19 protein-coding genes are annotated in these 18,862 nt (G+C 64.9%); 13 read left to right on the top strand and 6 right to left on the bottom strand.

Features of this window, described 5'->3' with window-relative positions; translation table 11 throughout:
* The first annotated feature begins 4 nt into the window (after positions 1-4).
* From nuoN to DC366_RS02665, 4 genes are all read left to right on the top strand, one after another.
* Positions 5-1,450, top strand: a complete 1,446-nt coding sequence (gene nuoN / locus DC366_RS02680) for an NADH-quinone oxidoreductase subunit NuoN (RefSeq protein ID WP_207768648.1) — start codon at positions 5-7, stop codon at positions 1,448-1,450.
* 138 nt (positions 1,451-1,588) lie between these two features.
* Positions 1,589-2,296: a biotin--[acetyl-CoA-carboxylase] ligase gene (locus DC366_RS02675; protein ID WP_439331644.1), complete on the top strand. Its 708-nt coding sequence runs from the start codon at positions 1,589-1,591 to the stop codon at positions 2,294-2,296.
* 12 nt (positions 2,297-2,308) lie between these two features.
* Positions 2,309-3,079 (top strand): type III pantothenate kinase, encoded by a 771-nt coding sequence (locus DC366_RS02670; RefSeq protein WP_108690836.1) that lies wholly within the window; start codon positions 2,309-2,311, stop codon positions 3,077-3,079.
* 6 nt (positions 3,080-3,085) lie between these two features.
* The gene (locus DC366_RS02665) at positions 3,086-4,753 is read left to right on the top strand and encodes a ribonuclease J (RefSeq protein WP_108690604.1); all 1,668 of its coding nucleotides are present in this window, start codon (positions 3,086-3,088) and stop codon (positions 4,751-4,753) included.
* 105 nt (positions 4,754-4,858) lie between these two features.
* Here the strand turns inward: DC366_RS02665 and DC366_RS02660 are convergent, their stop codons facing one another.
* Positions 4,859-6,394 carry a DEAD/DEAH box helicase gene (locus tag DC366_RS02660; protein WP_108690603.1) on the bottom strand — a complete coding sequence of 512 codons (1,536 nt, stop codon included), beginning with the start codon at positions 6,392-6,394 and terminating at the stop codon, positions 4,859-4,861.
* Positions 6,395-6,574: 180 nt separating this feature from the next.
* The gene (locus tag DC366_RS02655; RefSeq protein ID WP_108690602.1) at positions 6,575-7,525 is read right to left on the bottom strand and encodes a glycosyltransferase family 2 protein; all 951 of its coding nucleotides are present in this window, start codon (positions 7,523-7,525) and stop codon (positions 6,575-6,577) included.
* 174 nt (positions 7,526-7,699) lie between these two features.
* Between DC366_RS02655 and DC366_RS02650 the strand changes: the two genes are divergently transcribed.
* From DC366_RS02650 to grxD, 3 genes are all read left to right on the top strand, one after another.
* Positions 7,700-8,260: a type III secretion system chaperone family protein gene (locus DC366_RS02650; protein WP_133176159.1), complete on the top strand. Its 561-nt coding sequence runs from the start codon at positions 7,700-7,702 to the stop codon at positions 8,258-8,260.
* A gap of 121 nt (positions 8,261-8,381) precedes the next feature.
* Complete coding sequence (locus DC366_RS02645; RefSeq protein WP_108690600.1) at positions 8,382-8,618, top strand: BolA/IbaG family iron-sulfur metabolism protein; 237 nt, start codon at positions 8,382-8,384, stop codon at positions 8,616-8,618.
* Positions 8,619-8,745: 127 nt separating this feature from the next.
* The gene (gene grxD / locus DC366_RS02640; RefSeq protein WP_108690835.1) at positions 8,746-9,108 is read left to right on the top strand and encodes a Grx4 family monothiol glutaredoxin; all 363 of its coding nucleotides are present in this window, start codon (positions 8,746-8,748) and stop codon (positions 9,106-9,108) included.
* A gap of 97 nt (positions 9,109-9,205) precedes the next feature.
* On the opposite strand, the gene DC366_RS02635 is transcribed toward grxD, so the two are convergent.
* Both DC366_RS02635 and DC366_RS02630 read right to left on the bottom strand, forming a co-directional pair.
* Positions 9,206-9,895, bottom strand: coding sequence for a DUF1638 domain-containing protein (locus tag DC366_RS02635; protein ID WP_108690599.1), 690 nt, complete (start codon positions 9,893-9,895; stop codon positions 9,206-9,208).
* 181 nt (positions 9,896-10,076) lie between these two features.
* Positions 10,077-10,781: a corrinoid protein gene (locus DC366_RS02630; protein ID WP_108690598.1), complete on the bottom strand. Its 705-nt coding sequence runs from the start codon at positions 10,779-10,781 to the stop codon at positions 10,077-10,079.
* A gap of 212 nt (positions 10,782-10,993) precedes the next feature.
* On the opposite strand from DC366_RS02630, the gene DC366_RS02625 reads away from it, so the two are divergent.
* Positions 10,994-12,076 carry a PA0069 family radical SAM protein gene (locus DC366_RS02625; RefSeq protein ID WP_243405009.1) on the top strand — a complete coding sequence of 361 codons (1,083 nt, stop codon included), beginning with the start codon at positions 10,994-10,996 and terminating at the stop codon, positions 12,074-12,076.
* 3 nt (positions 12,077-12,079) lie between these two features.
* Here the strand turns inward: DC366_RS02625 and bmt are convergent, their stop codons facing one another.
* Both bmt and DC366_RS02615 read right to left on the bottom strand, forming a co-directional pair.
* Positions 12,080-13,090 carry a betaine--homocysteine S-methyltransferase gene (bmt, locus tag DC366_RS02620; RefSeq protein WP_108690596.1) on the bottom strand — a complete coding sequence of 337 codons (1,011 nt, stop codon included), beginning with the start codon at positions 13,088-13,090 and terminating at the stop codon, positions 12,080-12,082.
* 87 nt (positions 13,091-13,177) lie between these two features.
* Positions 13,178-13,492, bottom strand: a complete 315-nt coding sequence (locus DC366_RS02615; RefSeq protein WP_108690595.1) for a DUF1476 domain-containing protein — start codon at positions 13,490-13,492, stop codon at positions 13,178-13,180.
* A 170-nt stretch (positions 13,493-13,662) separates the two neighbouring features.
* On the opposite strand from DC366_RS02615, the gene purC reads away from it, so the two are divergent.
* From purC to DC366_RS02590, 5 genes are read left to right on the top strand one after another with little or no spacing between them, the layout of a single operon-like run.
* Positions 13,663-14,424, top strand: coding sequence for a phosphoribosylaminoimidazolesuccinocarboxamide synthase (purC, locus tag DC366_RS02610; RefSeq protein WP_108690594.1), 762 nt, complete (start codon positions 13,663-13,665; stop codon positions 14,422-14,424).
* 31 nt (positions 14,425-14,455) lie between these two features.
* Complete coding sequence (gene purS / locus DC366_RS02605) at positions 14,456-14,686, top strand: phosphoribosylformylglycinamidine synthase subunit PurS (RefSeq protein WP_108690593.1); 231 nt, start codon at positions 14,456-14,458, stop codon at positions 14,684-14,686.
* The gene (gene purQ / locus DC366_RS02600; protein ID WP_108690592.1) at positions 14,686-15,354 is read left to right on the top strand and encodes a phosphoribosylformylglycinamidine synthase subunit PurQ; all 669 of its coding nucleotides are present in this window, start codon (positions 14,686-14,688) and stop codon (positions 15,352-15,354) included. Before purS ends, purQ begins: the two co-directional genes overlap by 1 nt.
* 50 nt (positions 15,355-15,404) lie before the next feature.
* Positions 15,405-17,201, top strand: a complete 1,797-nt coding sequence (locus tag DC366_RS02595) for a sensor histidine kinase (protein WP_108690591.1) — start codon at positions 15,405-15,407, stop codon at positions 17,199-17,201.
* 5 nt (positions 17,202-17,206) lie between these two features.
* Positions 17,207-18,541, top strand: coding sequence for a sigma-54-dependent transcriptional regulator (locus tag DC366_RS02590; protein ID WP_108690590.1), 1,335 nt, complete (start codon positions 17,207-17,209; stop codon positions 18,539-18,541).
* Positions 18,542-18,862 lie beyond the last annotated feature (321 nt).

The following is an 18,862-nucleotide window of genomic DNA, read 5'->3' as shown; positions in this document are numbered from 1 at the left end:
CCAGATGATCCAGGCTGATCTGAACATTATCCTGCCCGAGATCGTCATCGCGGTTTATGCGATGCTGGCCCTTCTGGGCGCGGTCTTTACCGTCAAGGACAAGGCGGCGGGCATGCTGATCTGGCTGACGGCGGCGCTGTTCGTGGCGCTGGCCTTCTGGATCGGGACAACCGGTTCGGGTGCGCGCACGGCGTTTTCGGGCATGTTCATCGATGACGGGTTCTCGCGGTTCGCCAAGGTGATGATCCTGATCAGCGCCGCTGCCGTGATGGTGATGGGGCAGGATTACATGGCGCGGCGCGGGATGCTGCGGTTCGAGTATCCGATCCTGATTGCGCTTAGCGTCGTCGGCATGATGATGATGGTCAGCGCCGGGGACCTCATGTCGCTCTACATGGGGCTGGAGCTGCAGTCGCTGGCGCTCTACGTGGTGGCGGCGATGCGCCGCGACAGCGTGAAATCCACCGAGGCGGGGCTGAAATATTTCGTGCTGGGCGCGCTCAGCTCGGGCTTGCTGCTGTACGGCGCCTCGCTGGTCTATGGTTTTGTCGGCACGACAGGCTTTGCCGGGATCATCGCGGCGGCCGAAGGGCAGGCGCCTCTGGGGCTGCTGTTCGGACTGGTCTTCGTGATGTCCGGGATCGCCTTCAAGATGTCGGTCGTTCCGTTCCACATGTGGGCGCCCGACGTCTACGAAGGCGCGCCGACCCCGGTGACGGCGTTTTTCATCACCGCGCCCAAGGTGGCGGCGGCGGGATTGTTTGCCCGCGTGATGTTTGACGCCTTTGGCGGGGTCGTGTCCGACTGGCAGCAGATCGTCGCGTTGATGAGTGTTCTGTCGATCTTCTGGGGAAGCGTCGCCGCCATCGGCCAGACCGATTTCAAGCGCCTGATGGGCTATTCGACCATCGCGCATATGGGCTTTGCGCTGATGGGGCTGGCGTCGGGCACGGCATTCGGCGTGCAGGCGATGCTGATCTATCTTGCGATCTATGTGACGATGAACGTTGGCACCTTTGCCTTCATCCTGTCGATGCAGAAGGATGGCGTGCCGATCACCGATATCCGCAGTCTGAACCTTTACTCCAAATCGCATCCCGGCCGCGCGCTGGCGATGCTGGTGCTGCTGTTCAGCCTTGCCGGCGTGCCGCCGCTGCTGGGCTTTTTCGGCAAGTTCTACGTGCTGCGCGCCGCCTATGAGGGCGGGCTGACATGGCTGGCCGTTCTGGGTGTCGTCGGCTCGGTCATCGGCGCGTTCTATTATCTGCGGATTGTCTTCTACATGTATTTCGGCGACGAGGGCGAGGCGCTGGACCCGCCGGGATCGGCTGTTCTGTGGGGGGTCCTGATGGTGTCTGCCGCGCTGATCGGGCTGGGCTGGCTGCCGGGTATCAACCTCTTCGGGATCGAGGGCGCGGCGCAGGCAGCAGCGTCAACACTGGTCAAATAAGACCGCTCCGCTATGTCCGTTAAAAGGTGACGCGCCCCGGCGCGTCACTTTGTTTTTTGCAGCCCTGAAGGCTGCGCATGAGAGAGTATTTTTGCCAAGATGAATGACCCGGTTTGGCCAGAAGGATATGGGCGGCGCATGTTGGCGCAGGTGGACAGCACCAATGCCGAGGCCATGCGCCAGGCCGGCGGGCTGTCCGGGCCGACCTGGATCTTCGCCGCGCGCCAGCTGAGCGGGCGCGGACGGCGCGGCCGCGCGTGGCGTGATCCGGCCGGCAATTTCGCCGCGTCGCTGGTCCTGCGCCCGGCCGAGCCGCCGGGGCAGGCGGCGCTGCGGTCCTTCGCGGCGTCGCTGGCGTTGCATGATGCGCTGAGCGCGCTGGTGCCCGGCGCGGAGCTTGCGCTGAAATGGCCCAATGACGTGCTCTTGTCGGGCGGCAAGCTGGCCGGGATATTGCTGGAGGGCAGCAGCGCGGGCGGGCGCATGATGCATCTGGTGATCGGCATCGGCGTGAACCTGACCGGCGTGCCGGAGCCGGGCGAGGCGGGGGCCTTGCCCGCGGTTTCACTGCTGTCGGAGACCGGCGCGCGGATCGCGCCCGAGGTCCTGCTGGACCATCTGGCCGCCTGCTATGCCGCGCGCGAGGCCGAGTTTCAGGCCGAGGGGTTTGCCCCCATTCGCGCGGCGTGGCTGGCCCGGGCGGCGCGGCTGGGGCAGGAGGTGACCGCGCGCACCATGCGGGGCGAGACGTCGGGCCGGTTCGAGACGGTGGACGCGGGCGGCAATCTCGTTCTATCTACCGCCGATGGGCGCCGCGCCATCCCTGCGGCGGATGTTTATTTCTAGACGAGGCGAATGATGCTGCTGGCGATCGACTGCGGGAATACCAACACCGTCTTTTCCATCTGGAACGGATCGGAATTCCTGTGCACGCTGCGCACCTCGACCCATCACGCGCGCACGGCGGATGCGTATTTCACGTGGTATTCCACGCTGGTCAAACACTACGGGATCGAGGTGGACATCACCGATGTCATCATCTCGTCCACGGTGCCGCGTGTCGTGTTCAACCTGCGCGTTTTCGCGGACCGGTTCTTTGGCTGTCGGCCGATGGTGGTGGGCAAGCCTGATTGCGCGCTTCCTGTGCCGCCGCGCGTTGATCCGGGCACCTTGGTGGGGCCGGACCGCCTGGTGAATACGGCCGGAGCATGGTCGCGCCATGGGGGCGATCTGATCGTCGTGGATTTCGGAACGGCCACCACCTGCGACGTGGTGGCGACCGATGGCGCCTATGTGGGCGGGGTGATCGCGCCCGGCGTGAATCTCAGCCTTGAGGCGTTGCACACCGCCGCCGCCGCGCTGCCGCATGTGGACGTGACGACGCCGCCGCGCGTGATCGGCACGAACACGGTCGACTGCATGCAGTCGGGGGTCTACTGGGGGTATATCGGGCTGGTCCAGGGGCTGTGCGCGAAAATCCGGGACGAATATGCGCGCCCGATGAAGGTGATCGGCACCGGCGGGCTGGCGCCGCTCTTTGCCCAAGGGGCCGACCTTTTCGATGAAATTGAAGATGATCTGACGATGCACGGGCTGACCGTGATACATGACTATAACAAGAAAGGCTGACGCCGCATGATTAATGAACGAGTGATCTATCTGCCCCTCGGGGGGGCGGGCGAAGTCGGCATGAACGCCTATGTCTATGGATACGGAAAACCCGGCAAGGAAAAGCTGATCCTTGTCGATCTGGGCGTGGCCTTTCCCGATATGGATACCAGCCCCGGCGTGGATCTGATCCTGCCCGACATCTCGTGGCTGGAGGCCCGCAAGGCGGATCTGGAGGCGGTTTTCGTCACCCACGCGCATGAGGACCATGTCGGCGCCGTCGCGCATTATTACGGGCGCCTCGGCGCGCCGGTCTATACCCGCGCCTTTACCGCCAATATCGCGCGCCGCAAGATGGCCGAGCATGGCCACCCCGAAAAGGCGGTCAAGGTGGTGTCGCCCTGGCCCAAGATGACGCAGGCGGGCCCCTTCAAGGTGGGGTTCGTGCCGATCTCGCACTCCATCCCCGAAAGCTCGGCCTTGGTGATCGACACGCCCAAGGGGCGGCTGTTGCACAGCGGCGATTTCAAGATCGACACCGATCCCGGCGTCGGCGAGCCCTTCGATCACGCGCTGTTCGAGGATATCGCGAAGGACGGCGTTCTGGCGCTGATGTGCGATTCGACCAACGTGTTTTCCGCCCATGAAGGCCGCTCGGAGGCGACCGTCGGCCCCGAGATCGAAAAGCTGGTCGCCTCGGCCAAGGGGATGGTCGCCGCGACGACCTTCGCCAGCAACGTGGCGCGCGTGCTGACGCTGGCCGAGGCCGGCGCGCGGGCCGGGCGCAGCGTGTGCCTGATGGGCCGCGCGATGCGGCGCATGGTCGAAGCGTCGGTCGAGACCGGCGTGCTCAAGAAATTTCCGCCCACCGTCAGCCCCGAAGAGGCCAAGACGCTGCCGCGCGAGAGCGTGATGCTGATCGTGACCGGATCGCAGGGTGAACGGCGCGCGGCCTCGGCGCAGCTGGCCAATGGCAAGTATCAGGGGATCAAGCTGAAGGAGGGTGACACCTTCCTGTTCTCGTCCAAGACGATCCCGGGCAACGAGCGCGGCGTCATTCGCATCATCAACCAGTTCTCCGAGCTGGGCGTCGACGTGGTCGATGACACGAGCGGGCGCTATCACGTGTCCGGCCATGCCAACCGCCCCGATATCGAGATGATGCATGATCTGATCAAGCCGCAGATGGTGGTGCCCATGCATGGCGAGCACCGGCATTTGCGCGAGCATGTAAAGATATGCAATGCCAAGGGGATACGCGGCGTTCTTGCAGTGAACGGAATGCTGATGGACCTGACCGCGCAGACGCCGGTCGTGGCCGAGCATGTCGAGACGGGGCGCACCTATCTGGACGGCTCGGTTCAGGTCGGCGCGCTGGATGGGGTCGTGCGCGATCGGATCCGCATGGCGCTGAACGGGCATGTGGCGGTCAACATCATTCTCGACGAGGATGACGAGAGCCTTGGCGATCCCTGGTGCGAAATCAAGGGACTGGCCGAGACGGGCAGTTCCGGCGCGCCGCTGCTGGATGTGCTGGAGGAGGATCTGAGCCAGTTCATCGGCCGCTCGGCCCGCAAGCTGCGCGCCGATGACGACAAGCTGGAGGACGAGCTGCGCCGCATCACGCGCCAGTCGGCCCTCGGCGAGATCGGCAAGAAGCCCGAAGTGACCGTCATCATCAGCCGGATGAGCTGACGCATGCGCTCCGGATCTTGATCGGGGCGCGCCACGCAAAGCAAAACGCCCCGGTCCAAAAGGGCCGGGGCGTCATGCGTTTTGAAAGCGGGGGAAGGGCTGGCGTCAGCCGGTGCGCCGCTCGTCAAAGCTGAGGGCGATGAAGCTGGGCATGTGATCGCCCATGCCGACGACCTTGTCGCCGCCGCCGTTGCCATTGCCGGAGCGACCACGCCCGCCACGACTGCGCGAGCGGCTGGATTTGCTGTCCTGCTGGGGCTGATCGGCGGGCTGGGGCTCGGGCCGCGCTTCGGGCTGCGCGTGCTGCTGTTGCGGCGCCGCGTCAGCGCTGCTTTTTCTGGGCGTGTCCTGCTGCGGTTCGGCCTGTTGCGGCGCGGCGGCAGATTCGTCGGCGCTGTCGGGTTTGCGGCGGCTGCGCGAGCGGCGGGGCTTGGGCGCCTCGCTGGGGGCCGTCTCTGCCGTCGGCTGCTCTTGGGGCGCGTCTGCTGTGCCGCCCAGCGGATTGTCCAAACGCGGGATGTCCTTCTGGATCAACGCCTCGATCGCGGCCATGTTCTTTTCGTCTTTCGGCACGCAGATCATCATCGCCTTGCCATCGCGGCCCGCGCGGCCGGTGCGGCCGATGCGGTGCACGTAATCCTCGGGATGGGACGGCACGTCGAAATTGAACACATGGCTGACGGCCGGAACATCCAGCCCGCGCGCGGCCACGTCCGAGGCCACGAGAATGCGCAGATCGCCCGCGCGAAAGCCGTCAAGCGTGCGGGTTCGCTGGCTCTGGTCCAGGTCGCCATGGATGGGCGCGGCGTCATATCCGTGCTTTTTCAAGGATTTGGAGACCGTATCGACATCAAGCTTGCGATTGCAAAAGACGATGGCGTTGGTCAGTTTTTCGCCCTCGCCGTCGATCATCATGCGCAGCACCTTGCGCTTTTCGCTGGCCTCGCGGTCGCGGCGCGAGCCTTTGAACATGACGACGCCCTGCTCGATCGTCTCGCTGGCGGTGGCCTGACGGGCGACCTCGACGCGCTCGGGCGAGCTGAGGAAGGTGTTGGTGATCCGCTCGATCTCGGGCGCCATGGTGGCCGAGAAGAACAGCGTCTGGCGAGTGAACGGGGTGAGCGCGAAGATCCGCTCGATATCTGGAATGAAGCCCATGTCCAGCATGCGGTCGGCCTCGTCCACGACCATGATCTGCACGCCGGTCAAAAGCAGCTTGCCGCGCTCGAAATGATCCAGAAGGCGGCCGGGTGTGGCGATCAGGACGTCAACGCCCTTGTCGATCAGCTTGTCCTGCTCCTTGAAGCTGACGCCGCCGATAAGAAGGGCCTTGGTCAGCTTGAGGTGCTTGGAATAGGTGTCGAAATTCTCGGCCACCTGCGCGGCCAGCTCGCGCGTGGGACACAGCACGAGGCTTCGTGGCATGCGCGCGCGGGCGCGACCGCGGGCCAGAAGCGACAGCATCGGCAGGACGAAGCCCGCCGTCTTGCCGGTGCCGGTCTGCGCGATGCCCAGAACGTCGCGGCCCTCCAGCGCGGGGGGAATCGCCCCCGCCTGAATGGGGGTGGGGCTGGTATAGCCTGCCTCTTCGACAGCCTTGAGAACCTTGGGGTTCAGATTCAAATCGGAAAATTTGGTCATGTGTATCCGTAGCTTACGGACACGACTTGGCCCGTACGTCTGATCGGGTCCGGACCCGTATGGCCCTGCGGTTCTCCGCATGAAGGGACCCCTCCGGCGCGTTTACCCCAAATCGGGGTGAATGGTCAATCAAATGGCGCCATGCGGCGATTGTTGCCGCCGCAGGACGCCGTGGGCGGATCAGGCGGCATCCGGGAAATGGCGGGCCCGCTTGGCGTCCAGATCCAGATCGGCCCGGTGCAGAAGGCCATGCGCATCCAGCCGTGCGCGAAAGGCGGGCGTGGCGGTGCAGACCTCGTCGAAGAACGCACGCAACGCCGGCTCGCCGCCGTCGGCCTCGATCGCGCGGAAAAGGGCGTTCATCGTCATCGGCAGGCTAGCGGCGCCCTTCAACCCCTCGCGATACGATCCGCTTTGCAGCCGGTAGCGATAGCTCTGCTGCCAATCCTGCCAACCGGGCGCGTGGAAATGGCAGAGCCGCGTCTGCGTGAGCTCATGCTCATTCTCGATCTTGCCGCCATCGTCAAAGGCGTTGTGGATGCGCAGGCTGACCCCCTCCTGCCCGGTGCGCACGAAGATCTTGCCGGCGACATGGCTCAGGAAACCGCCGTTCAGAAGGGCGCCGTAGGTCGGGTATATCTCCTGCGTTTGCGCGTTGCGCGGGGACTGGCGCGGATGACAGGCCTTGAACCATGTGCCGCCATCATTCTCATCGCCCGGCAGTGGGGCCAGCGCCTCGATCGGGCGGATGCGGGCGGTGCGCGCGGCTGCGGGCAGGGCGCCCAGCTGCTCCGCCAGGGGCACGGACGGGTCGAGGAATTCGTCCACGTCGATATGGCCCAGCCACTCCACGCCGGGCCTGCGGCGATAGGCGCGCGTTGCGTTGACCGTCTGGCGCGCTTGGTGCGCATCGGGGCGCTTGCGCCGCTTCGCCCGATAGGCGTCATCGGTCACCGTGACGCTGCAGCGCGGATGCGCGGCCAGCGCATGGCGGGCCGGCGGGCAATCCTCGTCCAGAAAGACGTGGATCCGGTGCGCGCCGATATCCAGATGATGCGCGGCAAAGTTCAGTATCGCCTGTGCCGGCGCCTTGATGGTGGAGACAAGGCCCCAGGTGGTCGCGTGGTTCATGTGGCCTGCCCGTATGGGTTGCGCGGCCATAATGATGCCGCGGCGCGGTGCGTGCAAGGCGGCACAGATCGGGATGTTTTGGGTAAAATTTTACACAAGCTGTTGGGAATCGCACGCGCTCAATGGCAGGGTCCGCGCGAAGGCATGCATCTGAACGGGGGGTGAGGAGGCGTGATGCGTAGTATTTTCGTGCTGGCGATCTGGGCGGCGCTGGTATTTCCGGGGGCGCCGGTGCACGCGGCGACAGCCGAGCGCGCGGCAGGCGAGGCGGGCGCAATCATGCGGCCCATGACCGCGGAACGGCTGAGCAGGATCGTCGCGGCGCTCGATCCGGACGCGACGCGTCACGGCAAGGGCTGGCGGCTGATTGTCGGCGGGCAGATCGTCCTGCTGACGGCGGATGCCGAGGCCGGCAGGCTGCGCGCGATGGTGCCGATCCGCAGCACCGACGGGCTGGAGGCGGCTGATCTGACGCGCCTGATGCAGGCCAATTTCGACGCGGCGCTGGATGGCCGCTATGCGATCGCGCGCGGTATCCTGTGGTCCGTTTTCGTGCATCCATTACCCACGCTGGACAAGGACCACCTGATTGCCGGGCTGGCGCAGGTGGCGACATTGGCGCAAACCTACGGCACGCTCTATTCCGGCGGCGCTCTGCAGTTCGGCGGCGGTGACAGCGGCGATCTGCAGCGCAGTCTGATCGACGAATTGACGCGGCGGGGCGACGATATCTGACTGCGTCGGCGCGTGGCCTGCCTGCGCGTCTGGCCAGCGGCGCGGTTTGGGGCGCAGGCATCTTGCACTCGGCCCGGTGGCGCTCTACATCAAGGGGGACTTGCTGCACAGGAGGGCGCCGATGGCCATTCTCGCCACCGATATCGAAGCGATGATCCGCGAGGCATTTCCCGAGGCGCGCGTGAGCGTGCAGGGCAATGACGGCGCGCATTTCGCGGCCGAGGTGATCGATCCGTCCTTCAAGGGGATGAACCGCGTCCAGCAGCAACGCGCCGTCTATGCCGCGCTCAAGGGCAAGATGGACGGCCCGGCGGGCGAATTGCACGCGCTGGCCCTGACGACGCGGGCGCCCGATTGATCGATGACATCCTGCGAAATCGCGGCATCCGGGTGGATGCGCGGATTTGGCAGGGTTGCTGAAACATGGCCTGCATGATCTGCGGGCCGCGCGGCCAAGGATGCCGCGATTGGAAACGGAGACGGAAATGACAGATGCAAAGACCCGGATCGACGAGACCGTCAAATCCAAGGACGTGGTTCTGTTCATGAAAGGCACCAAGGAAATGCCGCAATGCGGCTTCTCCAGCCGCGTGGCCGGTGTGCTGAACTTCATGGGCATCGATTACAGCGATGTGAACGTTCTGGAAGACGAAGGGATCCGCCAGGGGATCAAGGAATATTCCGACTGGCCGACCATCCCCCAGCTTTACGTCAAGGGCGAGTTCGTCGGCGGCTGCGACATCATCACCGAGATGACCCTGTCGGGCGAACTGGACACCCTGCTGGAGCAAAACGGCGTCACCTATGACAAGGCGGCGGCGGACAAGATCCGCGAAGCCAACGCCTGAGGCCGCCCAGAAACCGCTGGCCGCGCGCGTGTCGCAGCGGCGGTATTTGAGTATTTTTCCCAAGATGAAGCATGGGCGCGCTGCGTGAGCGGCGCGCCTAACGCGTTTCGCCGCCCGGTTTCGGCACCGCCGCGAGGGCCGTCTTCAGATCGCCATAGCCGGTGAAGCGATACTCGTATTCAAGGCCGAGGCGGCGCGCGCAATCTTCGGCCTTGGCGCGCAGGGCCGGGTCTTCGGTCTGGGCCTGATAGACCAGTTTGGTGTAGTTGCCGAAGATCATGTCCCGCAATTCGGGATGACGGTCGAGGCCCATCGGCTTCCATACGAAGGCATCGAATTGCTTGACGAGGAAATCGGTGAGGTAGAAGGCCGTGATCTCATCCTCGTGCTGCCCGAAACTGTCGTTGCCCTCGAAAAAGCTGTAGCAATGCGGACCCTCGATCATCTCGACGCCCAGTGCATCGCAGCGCGCCTTGAGCAGCCCGCCGGTGCCGCAATCGGCATAGGCGACAAAGATCCGCGCAAAATGGTCGCGGTTTTTCAGCACCGCCTCTTCGACCGCGTCGGCGATGCGGTCGGGATAAAGGTGGAGCTTGGCGGGCAGGCACACCAGCGTCATGTGATCCCACCCGTTCAGACGTATCAGCGCGAGGATCTCGCGCGCGAGCGCACCGCAGGCGATCAGCAGGACGCGCGAGGCGCTGCTGCGCGGGGCGTCCATGCCGATTTCCGTCAGCACGTCATCGGCTGGCAGATCGAGGCGCGGTGCGGGGGGCTGATCGGTCATGGCATATCGCGGTGGTGTTTCATGGGGCGAGTGTAGCGCGGGCCCCCGGCCGATGTCATGCGTCAATGCGGCAGGATCGGGCCATTTGCGCCAGTGCGCCGGGCGTTGGCGCCGGGCCGGATGCGAAAACGGCCCGCCGAAAGGGGAGGGCCGCTTTGAGCTGTTGAGGGCGCTGCCGGTCTCAGGCCGTGGCGCCCTGGTTGTGCTTGCGGCCCACCCATTCCTTGGCGGTCTCCACCGCCACGGCCGCGTCGCGGCAATAGGCGTCGGCGCCGATGGCCTTGCCGAATTCCTCGTTGAGGGGGGCGCCGCCGACCAGAACGATGTAATCGTCGCGGATGCCCTGTTCGATCATCGTGTCGATGACGACCTTCATGTAGGGCATCGTGGTGGTCAGCAGGGCGGACATGCCCAGGATGTCGGGGCCTTCGGTTTCCAGCGCGTTCAGGTAATTCTCGACCGGGTTGTTGATGCCCAGATCGACCACCTCGAAGCCGGCGCCCTCCATCATCATCGCCACCAGGTTCTTGCCGATGTCGTGGATGTCGCCCTTGACGGTACCGATGACCATCTTGCCGACGCGCGGCGCGCCGGTTTCGACCAGCAGCGGCTTGAGGATGAACATGCCGCCCTTCATCGCGTTGGCAGCCAGCAGCACCTCGGGCACGAACAGGATCCCGTCGCGGAAATCCTTGCCGACGATGGTCATGCCGCCGACCAGCGCCTTGGTCAGGACGTCATATGGCGCCCAGCCCCGCTCCAGCAGGATGTTCACGCCTTCCTCGATCTCCTCTTTGAGGCCATCGTAGAGATCGTCGAACATCTGCTGGACCAGCTCATCATCGTCCAGTTCGGAAAGGATGATGTCGTCTTGGTCTTCCGACATGGTGCAAACCCCCGGCTATCGCAGGGCCCGCAGGCCCGCTGTGTTTCATACGCTCCATTTCGTCAATTCGCGCGTCAAGCACTAGGCGAATTGCGACACTGGCCGCGCTTGAACCGACTTACACCGGGCAATTCGGCGCGGGAAGGTTCGAAATATGCATATTCATTATGGTGTTCTTGCATATGTTCCTAGTTTGTTCTATAAGCGGCTGCATGGCGCAGCACCAGACCTTTCCGTTCGGCATGCAGCGACCCGCACGCGGGGCGCGCAGCAATGCGGCGGGCCGGTTCGAGGCGCGCGAGACCGCGTATGAGACAGACGGATGGGACCTGCAGGAGGCGCCGCCGCTGCGCACGCAGGTATCGCTGGAGGTGCCGCGCCGGATCATCACCTATAACCGCTCGCCCGATCTGCCGTTTGACCGCTCGATCAATCCCTACCGCGGGTGCGAGCATGGCTGCATCTATTGCTTTGCGCGGCCCACGCATGCGTGGCTGGGCATGTCCGCGGGGCTGGATTTCGAGACGCGGCTGATCGCGCGGCCCGAGGCGCCCGAGGTGCTGGCGCGCGAGTTGCGGCACCGCGCCTATACGCCGCGCACCATCGCGATCGGCACCAATACGGACCCTTACCAGCCGATCGAGAAAAAGCATGGCATCCTGCGGGACTGCCTGAAGGTGCTGCGCGATTTCGGCCATCCCGTCGCCATCGTGACCAAGGGCACGCTGATCGAGCGCGACATCGACATCCTGTCGGACATGGCGCGCCGGGGCCTTGTGCGTGTCGGCATTTCGGTCACGACGCTGGACGCGGACCTGTCGCGCCGGCTGGAGCCGCGCGCGCCCACGCCGCAGCGGCGGCTCGCCACGATCCGCAGCCTCAGCGAGGCGGGGATCGAGACGCGCATCATGACGTCGCCGATCATTCCGGGGCTGACCGATCACGAGATCGAGGGGCTGCTCAGGGCCGGGCGCGATGCGGGCGCCATCGCGGCCAGCTGGGTCATGCTGCGGCTGCCGCTGGAGGTGGCGCCGCTGTTCGTGGAATGGCTGGAGGATCATTTTCCCGATCGCGCGGCACGCGTGATGGGCCATGTGCGCGCCATGCAGGGCGGCAAGGATTATGACAGCCAGTTCGGCACGCGCATGCGCGGCACCGGTCCTTATGCCGATATGATCGCACAGAGGTTTGCCGCGGCCCTGCGCCGCTATGGATACGCGCGCAAGCTGCCCGATCTGCGCACGGATCTGTTCGGCCCGCCTGCGCAGGCGGGCGATCAGCTGTCGCTGTTCTAGCGCTCAGCCGCCCCGGCGGCGGGTGCGGCGCGGGGCAGGGGCATTGTCGCCGGTGCCGTCCACATCGGAGGAAAACCCGCCCAGCGTCTCGGTGATCTGGTCCAGCGTCGGGCGCGGCCCGCGCGGGCGCGTCTCCAGCGCCTCGCGCATCTTGGTCAGATGCTCGGCCATGGTGCCGCAGCAGCCGCCGATGATCGTGGCGCCCGCATCGCGCGCAAGGCAGGCATACTCGGCCATCAGGTCCGGCGTGCCGTCATAATGGATATGCCCGTCCACGAATTTGGGGATGCCGGCATTGCCCTTGGCCACGATGGGCCGCTCGGAGCCTTGGGCGACAAAGCCCAGCACGGTGCGCAGAAGGTCCGACGCGCCGACGCCGCAATTGGCGCCGTAGGCCAGCGGCTTGTGATCCAGCGTCTCCACCATGTCGGCCATCCCGGACGAGGTCATGCCCATCATCGTGCGCCCGGCGGTATCGAAACTCATCGTGCCGACCCATGGCATGCCCGCCAGCATGAACGCCTCGGCGGCGGCCTTGTATTCCTCGGGCGCGGAGATCGTCTCGAGCCACAACACATCGGCGCCGCCCTCTTTCAGGCCCTCGGCCTGCTCGTGGAACATCTCGACCGCCAGCTCATGCGTGAGCGTGCCCATCGGCGCCATGATGTCGCCCGTCGGGCCGACCGATCCGGCCACGATCACCGGGCGGTCATAGCGGTCGGCCACCTCGCGCCCGATCTCGGCGGACATGCGCGACAGCTCGCGCGCGCGTTTCTGCGCACCGTGCAGCTTCAGGCGCGAGGCGTTGCCGCCAAAGCTGTTGGTCAGGAACAGATCGCTGCCCGCATCCACCGCCATCTTGTACAGCGTGGTGATCCGGTCGGGGTGCTTTTCGTTCCAGAATTCCGGCGCGTCGCCCGATTCAAGACCCATGTTGAACAGGTTCGTGCCTGTCGCGCCATCGGCGAGGATCCAGTCGCGCTGCGACATCATGCGGGAAAGTGCGTTGCTCATGGGGCCATCCGTTTGATTGATGCGCGCGTTGTGTCATGCGGCGGCGCGGCCCGCAAATGCATATCCTGCAGGCCGCGCCGGGGCGCTTCAGTTCTCGGCGACAAGCTGCGCCTTGGCGGCGGCCATCAGTTCCGCCCGCTTGGCGCGGATCGTGTCGGGATCGGCCTTGTCGCCCAGATCGCCCGCGACCTTGCGGATGACATCCTCGAACCCGGCTTCCTCGAAATCGGCCTTGATGACCTCGCGCGCATAGGCGTCGGCCTCGTCTCCGGTCTTGCCCATCAGGTCGGCGGCCCACAGGCCCAGCAGCTTGTTGCAGCGTGCCTCGGCCTTGAATTTCATCTCTTCGTCATGGGCATACTTGTTCTCGAAGGCGGTTTCGCGGTCTTTGAATGTATTCATCTGTGGGTGTCCCTTCGCTGGATCGTTCTGAGTGGATCTTCCTCCAGATATGGCGCCGCGCGCGCGTGATCGCAAGAGGCGCAGTGTGCTTGCGGCAGGGCGGGCCATGATCTACATACCCCAGTAACGCAGATCGGGGCCGACTCCCCATAGGCAAGGGCAGATTCAGCATGGCACGTCGCAAGAAGATTTACGAAGGCAAGGCCAAGACCCTTTACGAGGGCCCCGAGCCGGGCACCATTGTCCAGTATTTCAAGGATGACGCCACCGCCTTCAACGCCGAGAAAAAGGCCGTGATCGAGGGCAAGGGCGTTCTGAACAACATCCTCAGCGAATATTTCATGGTCGGTCTGGCCAATATCGGCGTGCCGACGCATTTCCTGAAGCGTCTGAACATGCGCGAACAGCTGGTGCGCCAGGTCGAGATCATTCCGCTGGAAGTGATCGTGCGCAACTATGCCGCCGGCACCATGGCCAAGCGTCTGGGGCTGGAGGAGGGCACGCAGCTGCCGCGTCCCATCGTCGAATACTGCCTGAAGGACGACAAGCTGGGCGATCCGCTGGTCACAGAGGAACATATCGCCGCGTTTGGCTGGGCGTCCCAGCAGGATCTGGACGACATGCTGTCGCTCGCTCTGCGGGTGAACGATTTCCTCGCGGGCGTCATGTACGGCGTCGGGATCAAGCTGATCGACTTCAAGATCGAGATCGGCCGCGTCTATGACGGCGATTTCCAGCGCCTGATCGTCGCCGATGAAATCAGCCCCGACAGCTGCCGCCTGTGGGATATCGAGACCGGCCAGAAGCTGGACAAGGACGTGTTCCGCCGCGATCTGGGCAGCCTGACGGATGCCTATACCGAGGTGGCCAAGCGTCTTGGCGTATTGCCCAAAGGGGCCACTCCGATGGCGCGGCCCACGCTGATCAACTGATTTTTCACGTCTCTACCCAAGGATACAGCCAATGAAAGCGCGCGTTTACATCATGCTCAAGACCGGCGTTCTGGACCCGCAGGGCGAGGCGGTGCGCCACGCGCTGGGATCGCTCGGGTTTGACGGCGTCAATTCCGTGCGCCAGGGCAAGGTGATCGAGCTGGACTTGAAGGACGGCACTACCGAGGCCACTATAAATGATATGTGCGAGCGTCTGCTGGCCAATACCGTGATTGAAAGCTACCGGGTGGAGATCCTCTGATGCATGCCGCTGTCGTCGTCTTTCCCGGATCGAACTGCGATCGCGATCTTGCCGTGGCGCTCAGCCGCGCGGGGGCGCGCGTCACGATGGTCTGGCACAAGGATACCGCGATGCCGCAGGGCGTCGATCTGATCGCGGTGCCGGGCGGGTTTTCCTTTGGCGATTACCTGCGCTGCGGCGCGATTGCCGCCAACTCGCCGATTTGCCAATCGGTCAAGGCCCATGCCGAGCGGGGCGGATATGTGCTGGGCATCTGCAACGGGTTTCAGATCCTGACCGAAACGCGCGTTCTGCCCGGCACCTTGCTGCGCAACGCGGCGCTGAAATACATCTGCCGCCCCGTGCCGTTGACGGTGACGACCGCCGATAGCGCGTTCACCTGCCGTTACGAGGCGGGCCAGACGATCACGGTGCCGATCGCGCATCACGACGGCAACTATCACGCCGATGCCGAAACGCTGGCCGCGCTCAAGGATGAGGACCGCATCGCGTTCCGCTACGCGCGCAACCCGAATGGCTCGGCCGACGATATCGCCGGCATCCTGTCGCAGAACCGCCGCGTGCTGGGCATGATGCCCCATCCCGAGCGGATGGCCGAGCCCGCCCATGGCGGCACGGACGGCGCGGCGATGTTCGCGGGGCTGGTCGATCAACTGGCACACGCCTAGACGGGGCCAAGAGCCTTGAGACAGGCGCGTCCCCGCCGTAACCTCGATACATGAGCACGCCGCCCCCCATTGCACAGCGACCGACGACCACGCCGGAGCGGCGTGAGAAGCTGAAGCGCGTCGTGCGCTCCAACAGCTGGTGGGTGCGGCTGGCGCTGATCGTGATGACGGCGCTGGCGGTGGGGACGGTCTATGTCACCAACCGGCTGCTGACGGACCGCTTTACCGAGAACACGCGCAACCGGGCCGAGCTGCGCCTCGTGCTCTATTCCGGCAACCTTTTGAGCGAGTTGCGCCAGAACGCCATCGTCCCGCAGCTTCTGGCGCGCGATCCGGCGCTGATCGCGGCGCTGAATTCGGGCAACTATTCGCAATCGACGCAGCGCCTGATTTCCTTCGTTGACGAGATCGGCGCCGCATCGCTGACCTTGCTGGACAAGGACGGGCGCACGGTGGCCGCCACGGACCGCAACACGCTGGGCGAATCGCACCGCACATCGCCCTATTACGTCGATGCACTGCGCGCCAAGGACACGATCTTTACGCTGCTCCAGAATGACACGGGGCGGTTCGAGTTCATCTATTCGCGCCGCGTGGAAAGCCAGGGCGCGCTGATCGGCGTCATCCTCGTGGCCGTGGACCTGCACAAATACGAGCGCGCCTGGGCGGGCATCTCCGACGCCGTCATCGTGTCCGACAGCGAGGGCCGGATCATCCTGTCGACCGAGCCGCGCTGGCGCGGCCTGACCGAGGCCGAGGCGCTGGCACGCCAGCCCGTCAGCAGCGCGATCGAGCGCGCGCTGCAGGCCACCGCCGACTGGACGACAATCCCGCCCGATGCCTATCTGGGCGGCGAGGCGGTGATGCGGGTGTCGGGCCGCGTGGCGTTTCGCGGCTGGCGCATCGCCAACTTCACCACCTATGACAGCGTGCGCGAAAAGGTGAACGGGTTCCTTGCGCTCGAAATCATGGGGTTCGCGATTCTGCTGGCGCTGGCGTTCTATTTCCTCAACCGCAAGACCGCCGTGCGCATGGCCCTGTTTCAGCGCGAGTCGGCAGAGCTTCGCGCATTGAACCTGCGCTTGCAGCGGGAAATCGCCGAGCGCGAGCGCGTGCAGGAAAACCTTGCCGTGGCCGAACAGACGCTGGCCCAAAGCTCCAAACTGGCCGCGTTGGGCGAGATGTCGGCGGCCGTCAGTCACGAGCTGAACCAGCCGCTGGCGGCGATGAAGACCTACCTGGCCGGCGCGCGCCTTTTGCTGACGCGCAACCGCCCGGACGAGACGCTCTCGTCCTTCCAGCGGATCGACGATCTGATCGAGCGTATGGGCGCGATCACCAAGCAGCTCAAATCCTACGCGCGCCGCACCGGGGACACGTTCGAGCCTGTAAATATAGGCGATGCGCTGGCCTCGTCGCTGGCGATGATGGAGCCGCAGCTGCGCCAGCGGCGCGTCACCATCAACCGCAGCCTGCCGGACGAGCCGGTGATGGTGATGGGCGACCGGGTGCGCATCGAGCAGGTGATGATCAACCTTCTGCGCAACGCGCTCGATGCCACGCAGACCGTCGACGAGGCGCAGATCGACATCGTTCTGGCCGCGGGCTCCATGGCCGTGCTGACGGTGCGCGACAACGGGCATGGCCTGAAGGATATCGACAACCTGTTCGAGCCCTTTCACACCACCAAGGAGCCGGGCGAGGGCGTGGGTCTGGGGCTTGCCATTTCGTCGGGGATCGTGAACGACCTTGGCGGACGGCTGACCGCGCGCGACGCGGCGGCGGGAGGGGCTGTATTTGAGATGCGCCTGCCTATCTTGGATGAAGAAACCCGTGCAGCGGAGTAAAGCGGATGGCCAATGCGATGAAGATTGCGATTGTCGATGACGAAAAGGACATGCGCCAGTCGATCAGCCAATGGCTGGCCTTGTCTGGCTATGACACCGAAACCTTTCCCAGCGCCGAGGATGCGCTGAAGGCTCTGGGCCCCGATTATCCGGGCATCGTGGTCACCGACATCCGCATGCCCGGCATGGATGGGATGCAGTTCCTCAAAAAGCTGATGGGCACTGACAGCACCTTGCCGGTCATCATGATCACCGGCCATGGCGATGTGCCCATGGCGGTCGAGGCGATGCGCGTCGGCGCCTATGATTTTCTGGAAAAGCCCTTCAACCCCGACCGCATGACCGAACTGGCCAAGAAGGCCACCCATGCCCGCCGCCTGACGCTGGACAACCGCGCGCTGCGGCGGGAACTTTCGGATGGCGGCCAACTGATGAAAAAGCTCATCGGCTCCAGCCCCGTGATGGAGCGGCTGAAGGAGGACATTCTCGATCTGGGGCAGGCTGATGGCCATGTCCTGATCGACGGCGAGACGGGCACCGGCAAGACGCTGGTCGCCCATGCGCTGCATGCCGTCGGCGCGCGCGCGGGCAAGAAATTCGTGCTGGTCTCCTGCGCCGCCTACGAGCAGGAGCAGCTGTCAAAACGCCTCTTCGGCCCGATGAACCCCGAGGACAGCCGCCTTCCGGCCGTCGAGGAGGCGCGCGGCGGCACGCTGGTGCTGGAGGATATCGAGGCGCTGAGCGACGGTTTGCAGGCGCGCCTGCTGACATGGCTGAACGAGGAGGGAACGCCGCCCGAGACGCGGCTGGTCGCGATCAGCAACCTGCAGGACGAGGGCAAGACATCCGAGGACGCACTGCGCTCCGATCTGTTCTATCGTCTGGCGAGCTTGCGGATCACCGTGCCGCCGCTGCGCCAGCGCGGCGAGGATATCCTGACGCTCTTCACCCGGTTCTCCGACCAGTTCGCCGATGATTACGGCTGTGATGCGCCGCAGGTCAGCGCGCAGGAGGCGGCCCAGCTGCTTCAGGCGCCGTGGCCTGGCAATGTGCGCCAGCTGTTCAACGTGGCCGAGCGGGCGGTGCTTCAATCGCGGCGCGGGTCGGGCACCATCGTGTCGCTCCTCATGTCCGATCATCAGGACATGCAGCCGGTAATGACGACCGAAGGCAAGCCGCTCAAGGAATATGTCGAGGCGTTCGAACGGATGCTGATCGACAACACCATGCGCCGCCACAAGGGCAGCATCGCCGCCGTCATGGACGAGCTGTGCCTGCCGCGCCGGACCCTGAATGAGAAGATGGCGAAATACGCGCTGCAACGCTCCGATTACCTTTGAAATCAGGCGATGCGCCGGGCCGGACCGGGCCCGGCGTCCTGCGGCGCCGGGCAGCGCCTGCACTTGGCGCGCGCTCTTCGGGTATTTTGCCCATTGTCATTGGGGGCCATGGCGCATTACTGTGCCAATGTGGATAAACGCCCGAAAATGCGTCTTGCCACATGAGTTTCGCTGTTTCGGACAGAGTGTAGGCGCAAAGGCCGGCACGTTCGGGCAGACCGATCAGGCCACCCGCAAGGGGGCCGCCTTAACGCCGGGCCGCCCCACGGGAGCGCTTCGGATATATCATGGGCGCCGCACGCGGCGCCGGAGACCAAACGC

Origin of the sequence: Pelagivirga sediminicola (assembly GCF_003072125.1) — a bacterium.
Classification (GTDB): Bacteria; Pseudomonadota; Alphaproteobacteria; order Rhodobacterales; family Rhodobacteraceae; genus Roseovarius; species Roseovarius sediminicola.
The sequence above is the reverse complement of the archived record's forward strand: the minus strand, read 5'-3'. Positions and strand labels throughout refer to the sequence as shown.